This is a genomic window from Pseudarthrobacter niigatensis (genome assembly GCF_030812615.1).
Classification (GTDB): domain Bacteria; phylum Actinomycetota; class Actinomycetes; order Actinomycetales; family Micrococcaceae; genus Arthrobacter; species Arthrobacter niigatensis.
Genome location: NZ_JAUSTB010000004.1, coordinates 152,646 through 172,046 on the forward strand (window position 1 = coordinate 152,646; position 19,401 = coordinate 172,046).

Sequence of the window (19,401 nt, forward strand, 5' to 3'; positions counted from 1 at the left end):
CTCGAGCGGGACCCGACGCGCCCCAGACGCTGCGCGGGCCGCTCCAGCGAGGAGGAAAAATGTCAGAGCACAGCATCGCAGGCAAGAAGGTGGCATTCCTGCTGACTGATGGAGTGGAACAGGTGGAACTCACCAGTCCCTGGCAGGCCGTAAAGGAGGCCGGCGGCGAACCCACCCTCATCGCCCCGAAGAGCGGCAAGCTGCAGGGCTACGACGGAACGGAAAAGGGCGATACCTTCGACGTCGACCTCACTGTCGCGGACGCCAATGCCTCCGATTTCGACGCACTGGTACTTCCGGGTGGCGTGGTGAACGCAGACCACCTCCGCGTCGACAAGGACGCGCAGAGCTTCACCCGCAGCTTCTTCGAACAGCACAAACCGGTGGCATCGATCTGCCACGGACCGTGGCTGCTCATCGAGGCCGGAGTCATCCGGGGCCGGAACGTCACGTCCTACTTCACGCTCGAAACCGACCTGAAGAACGCCGGCGCCAACTGGACGGACCAGGAAGTTGTGGTTGACCAGGGCCTGGTGACCAGCCGCAACCCCGACGACCTTCCGGCGTTCAACAGCAAGCTGATTGAGGAAATCTCCGAAGGCCAGCACGCAGGGCAGACCGCCTAAAGGGACGCCCTAATGTTCCCTCGGGGGTAGAAAGAACCCATGCGGAGGAATTACTCCAGCGGGTAGAGTGTTGGAATCTGCAGCGGCGCCGGCCGCGCATCACTCTTAAAACACCCCTGAGGGAACACCCATGTCTACCGAAGTCTCTCCGAACGCCAGCGGAAAGTCCGCCCCTGACCAGGGACCCGGCGAAGGAATCCGCCAAGGAAACCCGTCCGCCGCACCGGAGAAGATGTCCCGGGAGTCCGTGACCATCATCAGCACGCTGCTGGTGGCGACGTTCGTGGTGATCCTCAACGAGACCATCATGAATGTCGCCCTGCAGCGGCTCATGGTGGACCTCCGGGTGGACGCGCCCACCGTCCAATGGCTGTCCACCGGATTCATGCTCACCATGGCCGTGGTCATCCCCACAACCGGCTTCATCCTCCAGCGCCTCTCCACCAGGGCGGTCTTCATGCTGGCCATGGGCCTGTTCGCCGGTGGAACGGCACTCGCTGCGGTGGCGCCGGGATTCGAAGTCCTGCTCCTGGCCCGCATCGTACAGGCCGGCGGCACCGCCATCATGCTGCCGCTGCTGATGACCACCATCCTCACCCTGGTCCCCCTTGCCAAGCGCGGTGCGGTCATGGGCAACGTGAGCATTGCCATCTCGGTGGCGCCGGCCATGGGCCCTACGGTCTCCGGGCTGATCCTTGAGCACTTCACCTGGCGCTTCATGTTCGTCTTCGTCCTGCCCGTGGCCCTCGCCGCGCTGGCCATCGGCGCCAAATACCTCACCAATGTGGGAGAAGTGGAGAAGGGAAAGCTCGACGTCCTGTCCGTGATCCTCACCGTCCCAGCCTTCGGCGGCCTGGTCTACGGGCTCAGCCAGATCGGCGGCGGCCACGGCGGCCAGGCCGGACCCAGCGCCGGAGCCATCGCTGCCCTTGGGATTGGCGTCGCTGCGCTGACGGTGTTCGTGCTGCGCCAGGTCCGGCTCCAGAGGGCCGCCGCGCCGCTGCTGGACCTTCGCGCGTTCAACTTCCGGATGTTCACCGTCTCGGTCCTGCTGATGGTGGTGGCCATGATGGCGCTGTTCGGCGGCGTCATCCTGCTCCCGCTCTACCTGCAGGAAGTCCGTGGCCTGGGGTCGCTCGAGACTGGCTTGGCGCTGCTTCCCGGCGGCCTGGCCATGGGCCTGCTCGGCCCGGTCATCGGCCGGGCATTCGACAAGGTAGGGCCGCTGCCGCTCACCGTCACCGGTTCCATCCTCATGGTGGTGACGCTTTGGCAGTTTTCAATGCTCGACGGCGGCACTGCAGTGTGGTGGATCATCACCCTGCACGTCGGGCTGAGTTTCGGCCTGGCCCTGCTGTTCACCCCCGCCTTCACCACCGGGCTGAACCCACTTCCGCCGCACCTGTACTCCCACGGCTCGGCGATCATGAGCACCACCCAGCAGGTGGCCGGCGCCGCCGGCACGGCGCTGCTGGTGTCAATCTTCGCCGTGGTGAGTGCGACGTCGGGGCTCGTCGCCGGGATGAGCGCCGCCTTCATGACGGCAACGGTTATAGCCCTTGCCGCCGTCGTGCTGTCCGCGATGATGCGCAAGACCGAAGGTGCCGGACCGGGCCACGGGCCAGCACACTAGCCGGCGAAGAAGTCGCTCAGTTCCTTGATCAGCTTGTCAGGGGCCTTGATGGCGCCGTCGTGGCCGAAGCCGGGCAGGATGGTGTAGCTGGAGCCGGAGAGGACGTCGTGGATCTGGCCGCACGCGATGCCGAAGTAGGCCGGGCTCTTTTCACCCACCACAATCAGCGTCTCCAAGGGGAGCGCCTGGAACGGTTCGGCCGGCATGTCGGCGGCGATGATCGCCTTGATTTCGCGGACGCCGGTGCGCATCAGCTCGCGCTGCTGCTTGCCCTCCGTGGTGCCCGCGGTCAGCTTGTTGGCCAGGGTGAGCATGGAGAGCGGCATTCTTGATGAGAAGGAGCCGCCGGCTTCCAGGCCGCGTTGGATGACGGCGAGGGCGCGGTCGTGGTCGCCTGCCGCGATGGCGCGCTCGTACTCCACAATCCAGTCCGCAGTGACGCTGCCGTTCACGGAGACCGCGGGGTCGTAAACCGCCAGACGTTCCACCGGAAGGGTCCGCGCGGCGTGCAGGGCAACGGCACCGCCAAAGCTGTGGCCAAAGACATCCGTGCTGGAGGTGTGCTTCATGACGGTGTCCAGGTCACGGATATCCACGTCCAGCGTGTAATCCTCGGGCTGGGGGGACGACGATCCCCGGCCTCGCCGGTTGAACGTGTGCACCGGCCGGCCCAGGCCGGCGCTTAGTTTCTGGGCAAATTTGGTGTAGTCCGCGGCCGTGACCATTGAAGGCGGCACCACCACCACGCCCGACCCTGCCGAAGCCAGTTCCGCGCCAGTGGAGAAGAGCTCAATCGTGCCGCCGTCGGGGGTCCTGATGTTCTCTCGCGTCATGCTCCGAGCCTAGCCGAGCAAGTGGTTGCAGGCATCCCGGCCGGTTCGGCCGGAATCAGGCGAGCCGCCCGATCAGTTCCCTGCTGGCCGTGCGGATGGCCGGGAGCTCCGCGCCGAGTCCACAGAGGATGAGCCCGGCATCCGCCGCCTGCAGAGCCGATTCCGCGTTGGTGGCTCCATCGGCGCGAAGGTAGATCAGCGATTCGACCAGGCGGAAGGTGAAGTCGCCGCCGTCCGGTCCGGAGGCGGTGGCGGACAGGCCGTTGCCAAGTTCCCCGTATAGCCGCCGCAGTTCGTGCCGGTCGGCCAGGAACCGGGCAAAGCGGGTGCTCCTGACCTCGGGCAGGTGGTACAGCACGCCAAGGTTCCAGCGTGCGCTGCACAGCTGCGTGCCGTCATAAAGCGCGACGGCGTGCAGCCGGCTCCCGGCCGGGCTTTCGGTTCCTTCGCTGCCAGCGGGCAGCGCGGCCACGGCCCGGGCAAACTCCAGGCCGCCGGACACCGTTCCCTCGAGCAGGTCCTCAAGGATGTCGTCCTTGGTCTTGAAGTGGTGGTAGAGCGATGACTGCCGGATCCCGACGGCATCCGCGATGGACCGGGTGGAGGTGCTGGCGAAACCCTGGGTGGTGAACAGTTCCGCCGCGGCGTCGAGGATTTCGTCGCGGGCGGTGGCGCCTGGCCGTGATGGCTGTTGGTGGCGGGGGCGTCCCGGTCCGGCGTAAGTCACCGACTCATTCTTGCACCGCAAGGCGGCCTCGAAGGTGCCCTGCTGGAACGGTGAGGGGACGGAAATGTCCACGAAACAAGATGTCTATCCGCCTTTTACAGAGGTGAAACTGTTTGGGGACATCGCGCTGGAAAACTATCAAGTGACCGGTAATCCGCAGCCTTCGGCCGAGCGCTGCACTGCCGGAAGGCTTCGCCCCCAAGATCCCTTTCCAGCCCGGAGATTCCCATGACATCCACCGTTCTCCCCGCCGTCCACCAGGACGATGCAGACCTGACGTCCCTTGGCTACCAGCCCACCCTGCACCGAAAGCTCGGCCGCTACGCTTCCTTTGCCGCCGGTTTCTCCTTCGTCTCCATCCTCACCACCATCTTCCAGCTCTTCGCCTTCGGCTACTCCTTCGCTGGTCCCGCGTTCTTCTGGACCTGGCCGGTAGTGCTGGTGGGCCAGCTGCTCGTGGCCCTCAACTTTGCCGAACTCGCCGCCCGCTACCCGCTCTCCGGAGCCGTCTACCAGTGGGCGCGCCGCGTCGGCGGGGAAGCCGTGGGCTGGTTTGCCGGCTGGTTCATGGCCATCGCGCAGGTGGTCACCGCGGCAGCCGCAGCCATTGCCCTGCAGGTGGTCCTGCCCCAGCTGTGGGACGGATTCCAGGTGGTGGGCGGTGACCCGGCCCTCAACACCGTCACCGGGGCTTCCAACGCCGTGATCCTGGGGGCCGTCCTGCTGGTGGCCACCACCATCATCAACTCCCTGGGCGTCAAGCTCATGGCGCACGTGAACTCCGTCGGTGTCACCTGCGAAATCGTCGGCGTCGCAGCCGTGATCCTGGCCCTCATCAGCGCGGCCCAGCGAGGTCCGGACGTGGTGGCGGACACCACCGTCCTTGAGGGCTCGGACATCGGCGCCGTGGGAGCCTTCCTGGTCTCGGGGCTCATGGCCGCCTACGTCATGGTGGGCTTCAACTCGGCCGGGGAGCTCTCCGAGGAAACCAAGGACCCGCGCCGCACCGCCCCTCGGACCATCCTCTCCGCCCTGCTCATCTCCGGCATCGGGGGCGCCCTGATGATCATCACCGCCCTGATGGCCGCACCCAGCCTCGACGACGGCCGCCTTGCCACCGAAGGCCTGCCCTACGTCCTCACCGCAGTCCTGGGCACCTTCTGGGGCAAAGTGCTGCTGGTTGACGTTGCCATCGCCATCTTCGTCTGCACCCTGGCGATCCAGACCGCCGGTTCCCGGCTCGTTTTCTCGATGGCCCGCGACGGCAAGCTCCCGGCGTCGGCCCTGCTCTCCTCCGTCCACCCCACCCGTGGGACGCCCATGTGGCCTTCCATCGTGATCGGCGCCCTTGCAGTTGCCGTGCTGGCCATCAACGTCGGCAACGCCGCCCTGTTCACCACACTGTGCAGCGTCTGCATCGTGATGGTTTACATCGCCTACCTCCTGGTCACCGTCCCGCAGCTGGTCAGCCGCCTCCGCGGTGACTGGGGGCGGGTGGGCCAGACCATGCCGGCAGGCCTCTTCTCCCTGGGCCGCTGGGGCCTTCCGGTCAACATCCTCGCCGTCCTCTACGGAGGCATTATGGTGGTCAACCTCGCCTGGCCCCGGCCCGAGGTGTACGACCCCTCCGGCGATAACGGGCTGCTCCTGTGGTCCGCGCCGCTGATTGTCGCCGCCGTCCTGCTCCTGGGCGTCTGGGTCCGGCGCAACAACATCGCCGCCGCCAAAGCCTGACGCCCACGTCCCCCAATCGTTCCCGACCTAAACCAGGACTCGACCATGACACAGACCATCGAAACGGCCGCCACCGGCACCGCCACCACGGCCGGCGCGCGCGCCCACGCCAGGGACCAGCACGGCAAGACCGCCGAAACCATGGGCTTCGTCCCGGCAACCTCCGCGCCGGGACGCCTCCTGGCAGGACTGCCCGACGCCGCGTCCCCCACATGGGCTGAGTCCCTCGCCTTTGGCCGCTACACCACCATGGCACTCGCCCGCGGCACCCGGATCCGGCTCACCGATACCTCCGGCGACGCCTGCGTGCACGCCCTCCTGTACCGCGCCGGTGCCACCCACGAACGATTGAACGTCGCCGACACCGTCAAGGTCCCGTGGCAGGCCTATCCCGCTGCCGGGCACCCGCTGCTGTCCGACGCCGGCCGGTTGATGGCCACCATCGTGGCCGATACCTCCTCCCGGCATGATGCCCTGACGGGTGCCACCACCCTCACCGGCAACACCGCGAAATACGGCGCCGGAGCAGTCCACAGCGCATCCCCGGCAGCGCGCGAACTGCTCACGCTGGGCGCCCTGAAAAACGGGATGGGTCCGCGGGACGTCGCTCCCTCGCTGTCCCTCTTCAAGGGCATCGCCGTTGACCCGGCCGGCAGCATCACCTTCACCGGCAGCGCCGGCCCGGGTGCCGCCGTCGAACTCCTTCTCCACCTGGACGCCGTCCTGGTCCTGGCCAACACCGCGCACCCGTTGGACCCCCGCCGGGAGTTCACCGGAACCGCCGTGGACATCCTGGCCTGGCACGCGCCGCAGGACCTTCGCGAACTCGAAGCAGGCCGCCTGGTTGGCCCGCTGGCTCCGGAACACCTGCAGGCCCTGCTCAACACCGAACACGATCTCACCGCAAGGAACGCCCGATGAACACCGCCATTGAGACCCGCCCGGACGCTGCAGGAACGGCACTCGCCCCCGGCACCGTGATCCTGGATGAATTCGTAGCAGCCCGCGGTCCCTGGTCTGCAGTGGTGGCAGCCGGAGACGTGCTGACCATCGTGGACCTGGAAGGCAACCAGGCCGTTGACTGCCTGCTCTACGCCGCCGGGGACACCGCCGTGCGCTACTCGGCGGCAGCCACCATCGCCGCACAGCAGTCCATCGTCCTCACCACCGGTTCGATCCTGCGCGCCGACACCGGTGCTGCCCTGATGACCGTTGTGGCGGACGAAGTGGGCGTCCACGACACCATTGGTGGCGCCTGCTCGCAGGAATCCAACACCCTCCGCTACGGCCAGCACACCCGGGAACAGCACGCCTGCGTGGAGAACTTCCTGATCGAGGGCTCCCGCTGGGGGCTGGGCAAGCGGGACCTGGTGTCCAACATCAACTGGTTCATGAATGTCCCGGTGGACCCGGATGGCGCCCTGGGGATCGTGGACGGACTGTCCGCCCCCGGCAAGCGCGTTGCGCTGAAGGCGGAGGTGGACACCCTGGTGCTCGTCTCCAACTGCCCGCAAATCAACAACCCGTGCAACGGCTTCAACCCCACGCCCGTCCGTATGATCGTCACCCGGCCGGAGGCTGCACTGTGACCACCACAAAACTCTTTGACACACTGTTGATCGCCAACCGCGGTGAAATCGCGTGCCGCATCATCGAATCCGCCAGGAAACTGGGGCTGCGCACCATCGCCGTCTTCTCGGAGGCCGACCGCGGGGCCAAGCACGTCCGGCTCGCCGACGAGGCTGTGCTGCTGGGGCCTGCGCCGGCCAAGGAGTCCTACCTGCGGGTGGAGGCGATCCTGGCCGCGGCAAAGGAAACGGGCGCCGGCGCCATCCACCCGGGTTACGGCTTCCTGTCCGAGGACGCCGCCTTCGCCGAGGCCGTGGAAGCGGCCGGCCTGGTCTTCGTCGGTCCCACCCCCGAACAGCTGCGGATCTTCGGAACCAAGCACACCGCACGCGACGCCGCACGGGCGGCGGGGGTGCCCATGATCGCCGGTTCCGGCCTGCTTGACGACGTGGATGCCGCCGTCGCGGCCTCCGCAACCATTGGGTTCCCGCTGATGCTCAAGGCCACCGGCGGTGGCGGCGGGATCGGCATGACGGTCTGCCGCACGGAGGGCGAGCTCGTGGACAGCTTCCCTCGCGTGGCCCGCTTGGCAGGTGCCAGCTTTGGCACCGCAGGGGTTTTCGCCGAGCGGTACGTGGAGAACGCCCGGCACGTAGAGGTGCAGGTCTTTGGAGACGGCCAAGGCCGGGTGGTCAGCCTGGGCGACCGGGACTGCTCCCTCCAGCGCCGCCACCAGAAAGTCCTCGAGGAGGCCCCCGCCCCGGACCTGCCCGCCGATCTGCGCGAGGAACTGCACCGCAGCTCCCGCGCCCTCTGTGCCTCCCTCAACTACCGCTCCGCCGGCACGGTGGAGTTCGTCTACGACTCCGCCCGCAAGGAAGCCTCCTTCCTGGAAGTCAACGCCCGGCTCCAGGTGGAGCACCCCGTCACCGAGTCCGTCACCGGGGTGGACCTGGTGGAATGGATGCTCCGCCTCGCCCAGGGCGGCGCCGAAGCCCACACGGTGTTGGCGGACGTGCCGGATGCACTGCCGGTATCCGGGCACGCCGTGGAGGCCCGCGTTTACGCCGAAGACCCGGCGCGCGGCTTCCAGCCCAGCGCCGGAACCGTCACCAACGCCGCCTACCCGGGACCGGCGGAAGCACGTGTGGATGCCTGGGTGGAAACCGGCACCGACGTCTCCACCAACTACGATCCCCTCCTAGGCAAAATCATCACCTCCGGTGCAAGCCGCACCGAGGCCTTCGACCGCCTCGCCGTTGCGCTGGGCAATACCCGGATCGATGGCATCGAGACCAACTTAGGGTTGCTCCGCGCCGTGAGCGGCATGGACGTGGTCCGCGCCGTCCAGCACTCCACCAGCACCCTGGACAACGTGGGGGACCCCGAGCCGCGGATCACCGTGGAACGTCCCGGGCTGCAGACCAGCGTGCAGGACTGGCCTGGACGTACCGGGCTCTGGCAGATCGGCGTTCCGCCCAGCGGCCCCATGGATGACCTCTCCTTCCGCCTGGGCAACACGGCGCTGGGAAACCCCGAAGGAGCCCCGGGCCTGGAGTTCACCATGACTGGACCGAGCCTGGTGTTCACGCATGCCACCACCGTCTGCGTCACTGGCGCGGAGGTCACGGTGACCGTGGACGGCGCGGAGGTGCCCGCCTGGACCCCCGTGACCGTCCCGGCAGGCGGGACGCTCGACGCCGGCACTGCCACCGGCAAGGGCCTGCGCGGCTACATCCTGTTCCAGGGCGGCCTGGACATTCCCGCCTACCTGGGCAGCGCGTCCACCTTTACCCTGGGCCAGTTCGGCGGCCACGCCGGGCGGGTGCTGCGCGCCGGCGACGTACTTCGCACGGTCACGGTGGACGGGGTACCGGCCGCAGGGCCGGCCGCAGCGGTGCCCGACGACAGCCGCCCAGTCCTCGTGTCCACCTGGGAACTGGCCGTGGCCGAGGGCCCGCACGGCGCCCCCGAGTTCTTCCAGCGCGAAGACATCGAGGAACTGTATGCCGCGGAGTATGAGGTGCACTTCAATTCCGCCCGCACCGGCGTCCGGCTGATCGGCCCCAAACCCCGCTGGGCACGGACCGACGGCGGCGAGGCCGGCCTGCACCCCTCCAACATCCATGACACCGCCTACTCGGTGGGCGCCCTGGACTTCACCGGCGACACCCCCATCCTGCTTGGCCCGGACGGGCCCAGCCTGGGCGGGTTCGTCTGCCCCGTCACCGTGGTCACGGCCGAACGCTGGAAGCTTGGCCAGCTCCGCCCGGGGGACAAGGTCCGGTTCGTGCCCATCAAAGCCAGCCAGGCGCCGTCGGCCGCTGACTTGGGACCCGGGCGCCAGCTGGTGCTCCCTGGTGACGCCGGCTGGTCCGGCAGTGCCGCCCTGAAGCTTCCGGCAGGGGCAGCGGCAGCGCCGCGGCCGGCACGCGGAGATGGCGACGACGGCGTGCTGGGCCGGGTGCCGGAAGGTTCCGGCCGGCCCGCGGTCACGTACCGCCGCTCCGGCGATGACAACCTGCTGGTGGAGTACGGCGAGATGGTGCTGGACCTGGGCCTGCGCGCCCGGGTCCACGCCCTGCACCAGCACATCGAAGCGCTCCGGGTGCCCGGCATTGTTGACCTGACCCCGGGAATCCGGTCGCTGCAGATCAAGGTGGACCCGTCCGTCCTGTCCACCCGCCGGCTGCTGGGCCTGGTCCAGGAGGTCGAGGCGGCCCTGCCGGCGAGCTCCGAGCTGGTGGTTCCCAGCCGCACCGTCCGGCTGCCGCTGTCCTGGGACGACCCCGCCACCCGCGAGGCGATCGAACGCTACATGGCAGGCGTCCGCGATGATGCACCCTGGTGCCCGTGGAACATCGAGTTCATCCGCCGGATCAACGGCCTGGACTCCGTCAATGACGTCTTCGACACCGTCTTCAACGCCGAATACCTGGTCCTGGGCCTGGGCGACGTGTACCTGGGTGCGCCCGTGGCCACGCCGCTGGACCCGCGGCACCGCCTGGTCACCACCAAGTACAACCCGGCGCGCACCTGGACCCCGGAGAACGCGGTGGGCATCGGCGGCGCCTACATGTGCATTTACGGGATGGAGGGCCCCGGCGGCTACCAGTTCGTGGGCCGCACCACCCAGGTGTGGTCCCGGTACGCCGATGCCGCTCCGTTCGAACCCGGATCGCCCTGGTTGCTCCGCTTCTTCGACCGGATTTCCTGGTACCCCGTCAGCCCGGAGGAACTCCTGGACCTGCGCGCCGACATGGCGGCCGGCCGCGGCCGCGGCGTGGAGATCGAGGACGGCAGGTTCTCGCTCGCTGAGCACGAACAGTTCCTGGCCGAAAACCGCGTGTCCATCGAGGCGTTCCGGGACAAGCAGGGCGCCGCCTTCGCAGTGGAACGGCAGGCCTGGGCTGACGCCGGCGAGTTCGACCGTGCCGAGGCGCTCGCCGCCGCGGCCGCCCCTGAATCGGATGACGTGGTTGTTCCGGACGGCGGGTCGCTGGTCTCCGCTCCGTTCGCCGCGAGCGTCTGGAAGGTGGATGTGGCCGAGGGCGACCGCGTGGCCAAGGGGCAGCCCCTGGTGTCACTGGAGGCAATGAAAATGGAAACAGTCCTGGAGGCGCCGTGTGACGGTGTGGTGCTCCGGGTCCTGCCCATGGCGGGTTCGCAGGTGGTTGCCGGCGAGGCAGTGGTTGTCCTCGGCGGCAGCGACCTCGCGCCGCTCGAGCTGAAGGACCTGGAACTGGAAGGGGCAACGGTATGAACCCGGCACCCGCCGGCGCCGCCACGCGGCGCGCCGAAGCAGCACTGGCCGCGGTTGACGCCGTGGACCGCCCGGAAATCTGGATTACGCTCCGCGGCCGCGAGGACGTCCTGGCCGAAGCGGCAACCATCGACGCCGCCGTTGCCCGGGGTGCCCACCTGCCGCTGGCCGGGCTGGTGCTGGCCGTCAAGAACAACGTTGACGTGGCCGGGATCCCCACCACGGCTGCCTGCCCCGGCTTCGCCTACGTGCCGGAGCAGGATGCCGAAGCCGTGGCGCGGCTCCGCGCCGCCGGTGCCCTGGTCCTCGGCGCAACCAACCTTGACCAGTTCGCCACCGGCCTCGTGGGGACGCGCAGCCCCTACGGCGCCGTCCGCGATTCCCGCCGGCCGGAGTACATCTCCGGCGGGTCCAGTTCCGGGTCCGCCGTGGCCGTTGCGCTGGGGCTGGTGGACATCGCCATCGGCACCGACACCGCAGGCTCCGGCCGGGTTCCCGCCGGGTTGCAGGGCATCGTGGGCATCAAGGCAACGCTTAACCTGGTCTCCACGGCAGGGGTGGTGCCGGCCTGCCGGTCCTGGGACGCCGTCACGATTTTCGCCCGCGACCTGGCCACGGCCGAGCTCGCCATGGGCATCATGGCCGGCGGTGCCCGCGCGTGGCCCGCGGACACAAAGCTCGGAGCGCCGTCCCGGCCCCGGGTGGCCTACCCCGCGAGCCTCCCGGCCCTCCCGCCTGGGTGGGCTGCGGAATTCCAGCGGCAGGTTGACCGCCTGCGCTCCAGCGGGGTGGATGCCGAAGCGATCGAATTCGACGCGTTCCTCCAGGCAGCACGGCTGCTCTACGACGGAGCGCTGGTGGCCGAACGCCACGCTGCAGTGGGGGACTTCCTGGCAACGCACGACGCCGGCACAGACGGCCGTGCGGGCATCGATCCCACCGTGGAAGGCATCATCCGGGCCGCCGGTACGGTGTCCGCCTCCCGGTACGTCGCCGACACCGCCAGGCTGGAGGAATTGAAGGCCACCGCCATGGCCCGCCTCCAGGGCTTCGATGCCCTCCTGGTTCCGACGGCACCGTTCCACCCCACCTTGGCCGAGGTGGCCGCGGATCCGGTGGGGGTGAACTCGTTGATGGGCACCTACACAAACTTCTGCAACCTGTTCGATCTTTGTGCCGTGGCTGTCCCGGCCGGCGAGGTGGATGGCGCCCAGTTCGGCGTCACGGTGGTGGGCCGGCCGTTCGATGACGCCGTGGCGGCTGACATCGCCCGCCGGCTGGAAACCACTCCCGCGCAGCCTGGACTCTTCGCGGCCGGGGCGGCGGCGGGCGCCGGAGGACTGGAGGCAGCCGCAGGAGCCGCCCGGCCGTCGTCGCCCATTCCCTGGCCGGTCGCCGCCGGCGCAACGGCCCTGCCGCTGGTGGTGGTGGGCGCGCACCGCAAGGGCCAGCCGCTGGCCCGGGAGCTTGAGGAACTCGGCGCCTTCTGGGACGGGCCCGTCCGCACCGCTGCGCGCTACCGGATGGTGGCACTGGATACCGTTCCGCCCAAGCCCGGCGTGTACCGGTCCGAGAACGGCGCGGAACTGGTGGGGGAGAAGTGGCTGCTCTCACAGGCTGCCTTGGGGACATTCCTGGCCTCGCTCCCTGAACCCATGCTCCTGGGATCCGTGCGGCTGGCGGACGGCACCACCGCCGTCGGGTTCGCCTGTGATGCCGTTGCCGCCGCCGGCGGGGAGGACATCACCGCCTGGGGTGACTGGCTGGCGGACCGAAGCATAGAGCCGAAGCCCCGGACGGTGTGGCGGGACTTGGGGGAGGCCGCCCTCGCGGGGTTCAGCCGCGGTGGACGGGAATAGCTCCGGAGGAATCCGGGCGGGGCTTTCCGTCCGCACCTTCGTCCTTGAAGTACGCCGAGATGTCAGCCACGAGCTCCTTGACCGCTGCCGGGATGGAGCCGTGGAAGCATTTGGGCGAGAGCTGGTGGGTGCTGCCCGGAACGGCTGCGTGCAGCCGTTCCGCGGTCACCTTGTAATAGTCGGGGCTCCTCCCGCCGGCCATGAAATGCGTGCCGGACGGCAGCACGCTGAAATCGCGGGCGTGGTCTTTTTCGTCGAAGGCCGCGCGCAGCTCACCCACTCCGCTGGGCATCACCTCGCGGAACAACGTGTTCACCTTGGTCCGCGACAGCACGGCCATCAGGCCAGCCAGCACGGGATCCGGGATCCGTGCCATGACGGAGCCGGGGCTGGTGGCCTTCTTCATGTACGCCAGGGCGCGGCCCACCCTGCCGCTGTTGACGGCGTCCTCGAATCCGTCCAGCCAGGCGGTATCGATACTGCCGTCGATGTTCACCGCTGCGTCGTACACCGCGAGTTTGTCCGGCACGTAGCCGGTGCCGGTGAACTCCTGTACGGCATTGAGCGCCACCGCCCCGCCCAGGCTGTGGCCCAGAATGTTCCGGGCGCCGGTGGCATCCATCACGGTCCGCACGTCCTCGATCTCGGTGGCCATGGAGTAGCCCGGCGGCTGCTCGGAGGAGTTGCCACGGCCCCGGCGGTCGTACACGTCAACAGCCCAGCCGTCACCCAGGCCCTTCGCGAGCTCAATGGAGAACGGCCGGTAGATCAGGGCAGTGAGGAACGCTCCACCGATCAACAGCACCCGCTTTTCGCCAGGAGCATCCTCGGTGCCGTAGCTGTATAACGCCAGCCTGCCGGCGTCGTGCGTTGGAAGTACCCGTTCTTTCACCCGGCCATCCTAGGGTGCAAGCCTGCAGGGCAGCTGAAAGTCCCGGAAGCCAAATCCCGGTAAACTTGATGATTGTGACTTCCCAAAACACCCCCGCGCCCAAGAATGCCCCAGAGCCCATCGACGCCAGCGAGCAGATGCGGATCCGCATGGAGAAGCGCGCCAAACTTCTTGAGCGCGGCACGGAGGCCTACCCCGTGGGAGTGGAGCGCACGCACTCGCTCGCCGAAATCCGGGAGAAGTACGGCCACCTTGAGGCCGACGAGACCACGGGCGACACCGTAGGCGTTACCGGCCGCGTGGTCTTCGTCCGCAACACCGGCAAGCTCTGCTTCGCCACCTTGCAGGAGGGCGGCACCGACGGCAAGGGGACGCGCCTGCAGGCCATGCTGAGCCTGGCCAACGTGGGCGAAGAAGCGCTCGCGGATTGGAAAGCACTGGTGGACCTGGGCGACCACGTGTTCATCAAGGGCGAGGTTATCTCCTCCCGCCGCGGCGAACTGTCCATCATGGCCGACTCCTGGTCCATGGCCTCCAAGGCCCTGCGCCCGCTGCCGGTGCTGCACGCGGACCTGAACGAGGAAACCCGTGTCCGCCAGCGCTATGTGGACCTGATGGTCCGCGACGAGGCCCGCGAAATGGTCTACACCCGCGCCGCCATCACCCGGTCCATCCGGGAGACGCTGTTCCGGCACCGCTACGTGGAAGTGGAGACCCCCATCCTGCAGCTGGTCCACGGCGGTGCCCTGGCACGGCCGTTCGAGACCCACATGAACGCGTTCGACCAGAAGATGACCCTGCGCATCGCCACCGAGCTTTACCTCAAGCGGGCAGTCGTGGGCGGCATCGACCGCGTTTACGACATGGGCCGCGTGTTCCGCAACGAAGGCGTGGACTCCACCCACAGCCCCGAATTCACCACCCTCGAGTGCTACGAGGCCTGGGCGGACCAGTTCGTCATGGCCGAACGCATCAAGGAGATCATCCTCGACGCCGCGGACGCCGTGGGTGCCGGGCGTGTCCTCCAGACCGAAGCGGGGGAGATCAACCTCGACGGCGAGTGGACCTGGCTGGCCGTCTACCCGGGGCTTTCCGACGCCGTTGGGCAGGAAATCACGCCGGACACCCCTGCTGAGGTGCTTCGGGAAATCGCGGCCAAGCACGAGGTCAAGGTGGATCCCAAGTGGGACGCCGAGAAACTGGCTGTGGAGCTCTTCGGTGAGATCGTGGAGCCCACCCTGCTGAACCCCACCTTCGTCTACGACTACCCTCCGTCCGCGCAGCCGCTGGCCCGCCCACACCGTGAGGACGGCCGCCTGATCGAGGCCTGGGACCTGATCATCGGCGGCATGGAACGCGGCACCGCGTTCTCCGAACTGATCGACCCCGTGATCCAGCGCGAACGGCTTACCGAACAGTCACTGCACGCAGCGGCCGGCGACGTCGAGGCCATGCAGCTGGACGAGGACTTCCTGCGCGCCCTCGAGTACGGTGCCCCGCCCATGGGTGGCATCGGCCTGGGCATCGACCGCCTGGTGATGCTCTTCACCGGCGCCGGGATCCGCGAAACCATCCTCTTCCCCTTGTTGAAGCCTGAAGGGCACTGACCATGGAGTACGTAGCAGTTATCCTTCCCTCCCTTGTGGTGGGCCTGCTGTTCTGGTTTGCCATGAAGGCGATCTTTAATGCGGACAAGGCTGAACGGCAGGCGGAAGCGCGCGCCCAGGCCGAAGCTGATTCGCTTGCCGTGCGGCCCACGGACCGCCAAGGTCCCGAATCAAAATAGCTAAAACCCCCTACTTTCTGCCTTTATCCCCAAGGAACCATTAGGCGCTTTGACGCGTTGCCAAGATAAGAGTCATACTTTTTTCGGGAAACATCCTGCTTTTCTGAAAACCGACTTTCCAGCAAGAGGAAGACTTTAATGGCACAGAAAGTAAACATCATCCTCGTTGATGATCTGGATGGGGGATCCGCAGACGAGAATGTGAAGTTTGGCCTCGACGGGGTCAACTATGAGATTGACCTGTCCGCAGCCAATGCCGCTGAACTTCGGTCTTCACTGGAGAGGTTCATCACTGCCGCACGCAAGGCCTCCGGCGGCCGCGCCCAGCGGGCAAAAGCAGCAACGGGGGGCCGCAGCCACGATTCGGCGCAAATCCGGCAATGGGCCCGGGATAACGGGTACACCGTTAACAGCCGCGGCCGAATTCAGGCCGAAATCCAGGAAGCCTACCAAAAGGCAAATTCCTAGGTACGCCCGTGGCCTGACTAAAAAGCCCTGCTTCCCACCTTCGGGAGGCAGGGCTTTTGGCTCGCTGCAGGTATTTAGCGGTACGGGCGTAATTACTCCCGCGCCCCGGCCGGGGATTCACCGCTGCGTGATCCACGGCGCAGCAGGCTGCCGGCAGCAAACTGCTCGGCGACATAGAAAACGAAAGGCGGAATATCACCTGTTTTCGCCAGTACCACTCCACACCCGGCACTGGCGAGGGCCAGCGCTGCCGCTTCCTTTTTCCGGTGCGGCAAGGTTGCCAGGGTGCCGGACAGGGACCCGAGCGCGAGCACATGCAGCCACGCATAGGCGTAGAACGGCCACGCCGGGAAGCGGCGCGCCGCGAAGCGCTCCAGGTCCGACGCACGCATTGCAAGTTCGGACACAAAAAACGGAGCCCCGGCGGCAAGTGTGACGGCGGCTGTGCCAGCGAGTGCCCTGCTCCTTCCGGGCGGGAGGGCCAGGGCCAGCCGGGCAAACGCCGCGGGCATGGCAGCCGTCCCCGCTGCGGCCACATGTTGTCCGGCCACCCACCAGCGATGCCCTTTACGGAGCATGTCGAGCCGCCGCGCAGCGTCGGGCTCCAGGTATACCCCCGGCACCGGGCTGATGCCGGCCAGCCAAACCGCACCCGCGGCGAGGGCAACCCCCGCCGGGCGCCTGACGCGTTCCAGGTCCACCTGCGACATCTTCCCGCCCTTCCCGCTGATTCACGCTGCCCTTGTTGCTCCCGCTGGAGCGTTTAAGGCAGCCATTAGGGCCAAGAATGGCCCATCACCCGGCGTGGGACAAGGGCTGCCTGGAGGGCTCGTTTGTCCGCTGATGCCCGGCCGCCGGAGTCCGTGGAAGGCGGCGCGGCAATATTCCCGGACGACCCATGTTTCCCCTGTGGCGAACACGCTCCACAACACAGGGGCGGCCACGTAGCATCAAAGTACGTCGTAGCTAGGAGTGTGGCGAAATGTTTGAGCGATTTACGGACCGTGCCCGTCGCGTAGTTGTGCTTGCCCAAGAAGAGGCACGCATGCTGAACCACAATTACATCGGTACCGAACACATCCTCTTGGGTCTGATCCATGAGGGTGAGGGCGTTGCCGCCAAAGCTCTTGAGTCCTTGAGCATTTCGCTCGACGGCGTTCGCGAGCAGGTGCAGGAGATCATCGGGCAGGGCCAGCAGGCTCCCTCCGGCCACATCCCCTTCACCCCCCGTGCCAAGAAGGTACTGGAGCTCTCGCTGCGCGAAGCCCTCCAGCTGGGCCACAACTACATCGGCACGGAGCACATCCTGCTCGGCCTCATCCGCGAGGGTGAAGGCGTTGCCGCGCAGGTGCTGGTCAAGCTCGGCGCCGACCTCAACCGGGTCCGCCAGCAGGTCATCCAGCTCCTCTCCGGCTACCAGGGCAAGGAAACCACCGGCGCAGGCGTCGGCGGCGGACAGCCCGAGGGCGCTCCCGCCGGGTCCGTGGTCCTGGACCAGTTTGGCCGCAACCTGACCCAGGCTGCGCGCGAGAACAAGCTGGACCCGGTCATCGGCCGCGAGCAGGAAATGGAACGCGTCATGCAGGTCCTTTCCCGCCGTACCAAGAACAATCCAGTCCTCATCGGCGAGCCCGGCGTCGGCAAGACGGCCGTCGTCGAAGGCTTGGCCCAGGCGATTGTCCGCGGCGACGTTCCGGAGACCATCCGTGACAAGCAGCTGTACACCCTGGACCTTGGCTCCCTGGTGGCAGGCTCCCGCTACCGCGGTGACTTCGAAGAGCGCCTGAAGAAGGTCCTCAAGGAGATCCGCACCCGCGGCGACATCATCCTGTTCATTGACGAGATCCACACCCTGGTGGGTGCGGGTGCCGCCGAAGGCGCCATCGACGCAGCCTCGATCCTCAAGCCCATGCTGGCCCGCGGCGAGCTGCAGACCATCGGTGCCACGACGCTGGATGAGTACCGCAAGCACATCGAGAAGGACGCTGCCCTGGAGCGCCGCTTCCAGCCGATCCAGGTCAAGGAACCCTCCGTGGCGCATGCCATCGAGATCCTCAAGGGCCTGCGTGACCGGTACGAGGCACACCACCGCGTCACCATCACCGACGGCGCCCTGGCCTCCGCTGCAAGCCTGGCCGAGCGCTACATCTCGGACCGCTTCCTTCCGGACAAGGCCATCGACCTGATCGACGAGGCCGGCGCCCGGCTGCGCATCCGCCGCATGACCGCTCCGCCGGAGCTCAAGGCCATGGACGAGCGCATCGCCAAGCTGAAGATGGAGAAGGAATCCGCCATCGACGCGCAGGACTTCGAAGGCGCCGCTTCGCTCCGCGATAAGGAACAGAAGATGATCTCCGAGCGCGCGGAGAAGGAACGCCACTGGAAGTCCGGCGGCATGGATGACATCTCCGAGGTGGATGAGGATCTCATCGCCGAGGTGCTGGCCAACTCCACCGGCATCCCCGTCTTCAAGTTGACCGAGGAAGAGTCCTCGCGCCTGCTCAAGATGGAAGATGAACTGCACAAGCGCGTCGTCGGCCAGGACGAGGCCATCAAGGCACTGTCCCAGGCTATCCGCCGTACCCGTGCAGGGCTCAAGGACCCCAAGCGCCCCGGTGGCTCGTTCATCTTCGCCGGCCCCACCGGCGTCGGCAAGACCGAGCTCGCCAAGGCACTCGCCGAGTTCCTGTTCGGTGAAGAGGACGCCCTCATCACGCTGGACATGTCCGAGTACTCCGAGAAGCACACCGTTTCGCGGCTCTTCGGTGCCCCTCCGGGCTATGTGGGCTACGAAGAGGGTGGCCAGCTGACCGAGAAGGTCCGCCGCCGTCCGTTCTCCGTGGTGCTGTTCGACGAGGTTGAGAAGGCCCACGCGGACCTCTTCAACTCGCTGCTGCAGATCCTGGAAGACGGCCGCCTGACCGACTCCCAGGGCCGCGTGGTGGACTTCAAGAACACCGTGATCATCATGACCACCAACCTGGGTACCCGGGACATCTCCAAGAGCGTTGCCACCGGCTTCCAGTCCGGCACCGACACGCAGACCGGCTACAACCGCATGCGTGCCCGCGTCACGGAGGAACTCAAACAGCACTTCCGCCCCGAGTTCCTGAACCGTGTTGACGACGTCGTGGTGTTCCCGCAGCTCACCCAGGACGAGATCATCGAGATCGTGGACCTGTTCGTGACCCGCCTGGAGAAGCGCCTCAAGGACAAGGACATGGGCATCGAGCTCACCAAGGCCGCCAAGGTGCTCCTGGCAACCCGCGGCTACGATCCCGCCATGGGTGCCCGGCCGCTGCGCCGCACCATCCAGCGCGAGATCGAGGACCAGCTCTCCGAGAAGATCCTCTTCGGCGAGATCCACACCGGCGACATCGTCGTGGTGGATGTCGAAGGCGAAGGCGACGACGCGAAGTTCACCTTCGCCGGCAACGCCAAGCCGCGCATCCCGGAAATCGCCCCGAGCGTCTAAGTTCCACAACGCAAGCCCCGCTGCTCCGCAAGGAGC

At 67.3% G+C, this 19,401-nt stretch carries 15 protein-coding genes; 11 read left to right on the forward strand and 4 right to left on the reverse strand.

Features of this window, described 5'->3' with window-relative positions; genetic code table 11:
* Nucleotides 1–59 precede the first annotated feature (59 nt).
* Together J2T23_RS07865 and J2T23_RS07870 are read left to right on the forward strand one after the other, a co-directional pair.
* Nucleotides 60–626 carry a type 1 glutamine amidotransferase domain-containing protein gene (locus J2T23_RS07865; protein WP_307358711.1) on the forward strand — a complete coding sequence of 189 codons (567 nt, stop codon included), beginning with the start codon at nt 60–62 and terminating at the stop codon, nt 624–626.
* A 130-nt stretch (nt 627–756) separates the two neighbouring features.
* Nucleotides 757–2,259: an MDR family MFS transporter gene (locus J2T23_RS07870; RefSeq protein WP_307358715.1), complete on the forward strand. Its 1,503-nt coding sequence runs from the start codon at nt 757–759 to the stop codon at nt 2,257–2,259.
* Here the strand turns inward: J2T23_RS07870 and J2T23_RS07875 are convergent.
* Nucleotides 2,256–3,092: an alpha/beta fold hydrolase gene (locus tag J2T23_RS07875; protein WP_141158577.1), complete on the reverse strand. Its 837-nt coding sequence runs from the start codon at nt 3,090–3,092 to the stop codon at nt 2,256–2,258. The two genes, J2T23_RS07870 and J2T23_RS07875, sit on opposite strands and share 4 nt — an antisense overlap.
* A gap of 55 nt (nt 3,093–3,147) precedes the next feature.
* The gene (locus tag J2T23_RS07880) at nt 3,148–3,819 is read right to left on the reverse strand and encodes a TetR/AcrR family transcriptional regulator (RefSeq protein ID WP_141161398.1); all 672 of its coding nucleotides are present in this window, start codon (nt 3,817–3,819) and stop codon (nt 3,148–3,150) included.
* Nucleotides 3,820–4,047: 228 nt separating this feature from the next.
* On the opposite strand from J2T23_RS07880, the gene J2T23_RS07885 reads away from it, so the two are divergent.
* The 5 genes from J2T23_RS07885 to atzF are packed head-to-tail and all read left to right on the forward strand — an operon-like array spanning nt 4,048 to nt 12,744.
* Complete coding sequence (locus J2T23_RS07885; RefSeq protein WP_307358717.1) at nt 4,048–5,553, forward strand: amino acid permease; 1,506 nt, start codon at nt 4,048–4,050, stop codon at nt 5,551–5,553.
* A gap of 45 nt (nt 5,554–5,598) precedes the next feature.
* A complete protein-coding gene (locus J2T23_RS07890; RefSeq protein ID WP_307358720.1) occupies nt 5,599–6,474 on the forward strand; it encodes an urea amidolyase associated protein UAAP1 in 876 nt (291 codons plus the stop codon).
* Nucleotides 6,471–7,142 carry an urea amidolyase associated protein UAAP2 gene (locus J2T23_RS07895; protein ID WP_307358722.1) on the forward strand — a complete coding sequence of 224 codons (672 nt, stop codon included), beginning with the start codon at nt 6,471–6,473 and terminating at the stop codon, nt 7,140–7,142. Before J2T23_RS07890 ends, J2T23_RS07895 begins: the two co-directional genes overlap by 4 nt.
* On the forward strand, nt 7,139–10,885 hold the full coding sequence (uca, locus tag J2T23_RS07900; protein ID WP_307358724.1) for an urea carboxylase: 3,747 nt from the start codon (nt 7,139–7,141) through the stop codon (nt 10,883–10,885). The genes J2T23_RS07895 and uca overlap by 4 nt, the downstream gene beginning before the upstream one ends.
* The gene (atzF, locus tag J2T23_RS07905; protein WP_307358726.1) at nt 10,882–12,744 is read left to right on the forward strand and encodes an allophanate hydrolase; all 1,863 of its coding nucleotides are present in this window, start codon (nt 10,882–10,884) and stop codon (nt 12,742–12,744) included. The genes uca and atzF overlap by 4 nt, the downstream gene beginning before the upstream one ends.
* Here atzF and J2T23_RS07910 read toward each other — a convergent pair.
* Nucleotides 12,722–13,636 carry an alpha/beta fold hydrolase gene (locus J2T23_RS07910; RefSeq protein WP_307358728.1) on the reverse strand — a complete coding sequence of 305 codons (915 nt, stop codon included), beginning with the start codon at nt 13,634–13,636 and terminating at the stop codon, nt 12,722–12,724. The two genes, atzF and J2T23_RS07910, sit on opposite strands and share 23 nt — an antisense overlap.
* A 68-nt stretch (nt 13,637–13,704) precedes the next feature.
* On the opposite strand from J2T23_RS07910, the gene lysS reads away from it, so the two are divergent.
* The 3 genes from lysS to J2T23_RS07925 all read left to right on the forward strand — a co-directional run bounded on the left by lysS (nt 13,705) and on the right by J2T23_RS07925 (nt 15,890).
* Nucleotides 13,705–15,243, forward strand: coding sequence for a lysine--tRNA ligase (gene lysS / locus J2T23_RS07915; RefSeq protein WP_141158571.1), 1,539 nt, complete (start codon nt 13,705–13,707; stop codon nt 15,241–15,243).
* A 2-nt stretch (nt 15,244–15,245) separates the two neighbouring features.
* Entirely contained in the window at nt 15,246–15,422 is a 177-nt protein-coding gene (locus J2T23_RS07920) for a hypothetical protein (protein ID WP_168223198.1), read from the forward strand.
* Nucleotides 15,423–15,560: 138 nt separating this feature from the next.
* Nucleotides 15,561–15,890: a histone-like nucleoid-structuring protein Lsr2 gene (locus J2T23_RS07925; RefSeq protein ID WP_307358731.1), complete on the forward strand. Its 330-nt coding sequence runs from the start codon at nt 15,561–15,563 to the stop codon at nt 15,888–15,890.
* 92 nt (nt 15,891–15,982) lie between these two features.
* Here the strand turns inward: J2T23_RS07925 and J2T23_RS07930 are convergent, their stop codons facing one another.
* A complete protein-coding gene (locus tag J2T23_RS07930; protein WP_307358734.1) occupies nt 15,983–16,600 on the reverse strand; it encodes a hypothetical protein in 618 nt (205 codons plus the stop codon).
* A gap of 272 nt (nt 16,601–16,872) precedes the next feature.
* On the opposite strand from J2T23_RS07930, the gene J2T23_RS07935 reads away from it, so the two are divergent.
* A complete protein-coding gene (locus tag J2T23_RS07935) occupies nt 16,873–19,365 on the forward strand; it encodes an ATP-dependent Clp protease ATP-binding subunit (RefSeq protein WP_141158568.1) in 2,493 nt (830 codons plus the stop codon).
* Nucleotides 19,366–19,401: the final 36 nt, after the last annotated feature.